At 37.3% G+C, this 2,381-nt stretch carries 5 protein-coding genes; 3 read left to right on the top strand and 2 right to left on the bottom strand.

From position 1 onward, the window contains the following. Positions 1–264, bottom strand: a 264-nt coding sequence (locus tag AB5916_RS17370; RefSeq protein ID WP_368192107.1) for a hypothetical protein, incomplete at its 3' end; no start/stop codon positions are given. Continuing rightward, the gene (locus AB5916_RS17365; protein ID WP_368192105.1) at positions 254–742 is read right to left on the bottom strand and encodes a hypothetical protein; all 489 of its coding nucleotides are present in this window, start codon (positions 740–742) and stop codon (positions 254–256) included. The genes AB5916_RS17365 and AB5916_RS17370, both read right to left, overlap by 11 nt. A gap of 456 nt (positions 743–1,198) precedes the next feature. On the opposite strand from AB5916_RS17365, the gene AB5916_RS17360 reads away from it, so the two are divergent. The 3 genes from AB5916_RS17360 (at position 1,199) to AB5916_RS17350 (ending at position 2,291) form a co-directional block, all read left to right on the top strand. Then, positions 1,199–1,477: a hypothetical protein gene (locus AB5916_RS17360; RefSeq protein WP_368192103.1), complete on the top strand. Its 279-nt coding sequence runs from the start codon at positions 1,199–1,201 to the stop codon at positions 1,475–1,477. A 173-nt stretch (positions 1,478–1,650) separates the two neighbouring features. Continuing rightward, on the top strand, positions 1,651–1,842 hold the full coding sequence (locus tag AB5916_RS17355) for a hypothetical protein (protein ID WP_368192101.1): 192 nt from the start codon (positions 1,651–1,653) through the stop codon (positions 1,840–1,842). Then, positions 1,842–2,291 carry a hypothetical protein gene (locus tag AB5916_RS17350; RefSeq protein WP_368192100.1) on the top strand — a complete coding sequence of 150 codons (450 nt, stop codon included), beginning with the start codon at positions 1,842–1,844 and terminating at the stop codon, positions 2,289–2,291. The genes AB5916_RS17355 and AB5916_RS17350 overlap by 1 nt, the downstream gene beginning before the upstream one ends. The last annotated feature ends 90 nt before the right edge of the window (positions 2,292–2,381 follow it).

The following is a 2,381-nucleotide window of genomic DNA, read 5'->3' as shown; positions in this document are numbered from 1 at the left end:
CGCTCCCGATTCATCAGCGACTTCTTCCAGGGCTTTCACCATACCTTCAGCAGAATATGGCTCCGGCTCCTCCTCCGCTCCCGATTCAGCAGCGACTTCTTCCAGGGCTTTCACCATATCTTCAGCAGAATATGGCTCTGACTTTTCTTTTATATAATCCTGTTTTCTGAACTTACTATGTTTCCGAATATTTGCATTACTAGATCCATTTGGCTTTTTTCCTGAATATACAGCAGCGTTTCTCATTCTCTTACTATTCTTCATCTTCCGTCCTCACTTCCAACAATTCTGTAGCTTTTTTAGTAAGTTCCTCATCGTTTCCAAAAATTCCTATACAGCATAACGCAACCAACTTCTTTTTAAACAAATCAGTATCAGCTGTTTCTGAACAAACCATAGTCCATTCTAACAATTTCATTTTATCTGGATTATCCGTGTTTTTTTCCAAAAATACCCCTCGCATATAACTATATGGCAATTTCCATAAAAGAATCACCTTTTCTATAAAAACAGGCGTATCATTATCTGTTTTTATCATCCCACAAGATTTCTTTAAATTAAGTACAATCCAGTAGTCATCTTCTGGAGCATTTTCATTATTGAAGAAATCCCAAGCATTTTTATTAGTGTTCCATATACAAAGGTTATAACATTCAATACTTTGTGACACTCCATATGAATTATAAATTGCACCTCCATCCTTACAAATTTTAAAAGCTTCTTTGAAAAATTTTTTCTTCATATTTTTCCCTCTCTTTTTATATTCTTCCAGCACATTAGCAACATTCTTGCAATGCCGTATGTATTGGAGATGTCTTTAGTATATAATATCTTTTGGCAATATATTTTTTTATATTATGAATCCATAATGGATCCACAATATATTTTTTCTCATATATATGTGAACTTCCATAATAAAGTGCAACTCAAGTGAATCATACGGATTGAGAATACACTGAAAATACTGAAAAAATAAGGAAAAATCACATTTCGAACCAAAGGTCAGGCGCGTTATGTTTATTATGAGTACAGCCGTGAGTACGATCCGTCCAATCAGTATACAAATGTAAAAAGGGTTACCATCGGTAAGGTTTTGCCGGAAGATGAAAGCAAAATGAGACCTAATGAAAATTTCAGGAAATATTTTCCGGAGGTTGAGCAGCCTGAGGAAAAAACAGTTTCATGCAGGAGCAGCTGTTTGAAGACAGGTGCATATATGATCATAGATAAAGCTGCAAAAGATCTTGAACTGGATACAAAACTGCAGGATTCATTTGGAACAAAAGCAAACGGGATCATGTTAGACTTGGCAGCCTATTCCATTATTACAGAAGGGAATGCTGCCCAGTATTATCCTGATTATGCTTACAACCACCCGCTTTTTACCTCGGATATGAAATGTTACAGTGATTCATTTATTTCAGATTTCCTGAGGTCAATAAAAGAAAACCAGAGGCAGGATTTTCTGGATCAGTGAATGCAGACGATGCAAACGTGAGCGTATTTATATATCATATGATTCAACAAATAAGAACTGCCAGGCCGGAGATATAGACATAGTGGAATTCGGAGCAGCAAAGGTGGATGCAGGACTTCCGATATTCAATTATGCGGTTGGCTATGATGTAAACAACCGGGAGCCTCTCATGTATGAAAAATATTCCGGCAGCGATCCGGGAACTGGAAAAGATCGAGATGATATGCCAGCTGGATAAGGTGTACCGTCTTGATCATGCAGTAACCAAAACACAGAAAGTGATCTTAAGTTCTTTTGGGCTGGATTGGAATCATGTGAAATACCGTGCGGAACATATCAGCAAAATCTTGAAGGGAGTACAGTGATGACAAGAAACATGAACAGGGAAACACTTGAACAGAAAATAGCAAAAACAGAGAAGGCAATCAGCCGAAACCGTGAACAGTATGACCGCCTGACAGCGGAACTGGAAGATCTGCATAAAAAGAAAAAAGCGATTCTGAATGAAGAAATTTTAAAAGCTATTGCGGGAAGTAGCAAGAGCTATGAAGAAATCTTAGATTTTATTCAAGGAAAGAGGGAGAGAATAGGCATGGATGAATACTCTAGAATCATAATCGAAGAATACTGTATGAATCATCCAAAAACAAAAAAGGCTGATTTTCTATGGAAGCTGGTTCACATGTCATATGATGTTGCATGTGAACCAGCCTCTTGGCAATTGATGCATTTATCGCAATTGATATCAAGAGAAAGAAATCCAGAATTGCGGGAAGCACTGGAAGACTTGGATGAGTCTATGAACGGATACTAGTACTACATCCATCGGGAGTATCCCAAAGTTTGTGTAAACCTTCAAACTGATGTAAGATAGAATTACTCAGTTTGGAGGTTTATTTTATGG

It is taken from the genome of Blautia sp. 1033sp1_1033st1_G9_1033SCRN_220408 (genome assembly GCF_040929965.1).
Classification (GTDB): domain Bacteria; phylum Bacillota; class Clostridia; order Lachnospirales; family Lachnospiraceae; genus Blautia_A; species Blautia_A ammoniilytica.
Note: the sequence above shows the minus strand (reverse complement) of the source record. Positions and strands in the feature narration are given on the sequence as shown.

What these genes read in the sequence shown, in the direction of transcription:
- AB5916_RS17355 (WP_368192101.1), top strand. Translation starts at nt 1,651, where the DNA reads ATGAAAAATATTCCGGCAGCGATCCGGGAACTGGAAAAGATCGAGATG.
- AB5916_RS17350 (WP_368192100.1), top strand. Translation starts at nt 1,842, where the DNA reads ATGACAAGAAACATGAACAGGGAAACACTTGAACAGAAAATAGCAAAA.
- AB5916_RS17365 (WP_368192105.1), bottom strand. Translation starts at nt 742, where the DNA reads ATGAAGAAAAAATTTTTCAAAGAAGCTTTTAAAATTTGTAAGGATGGA.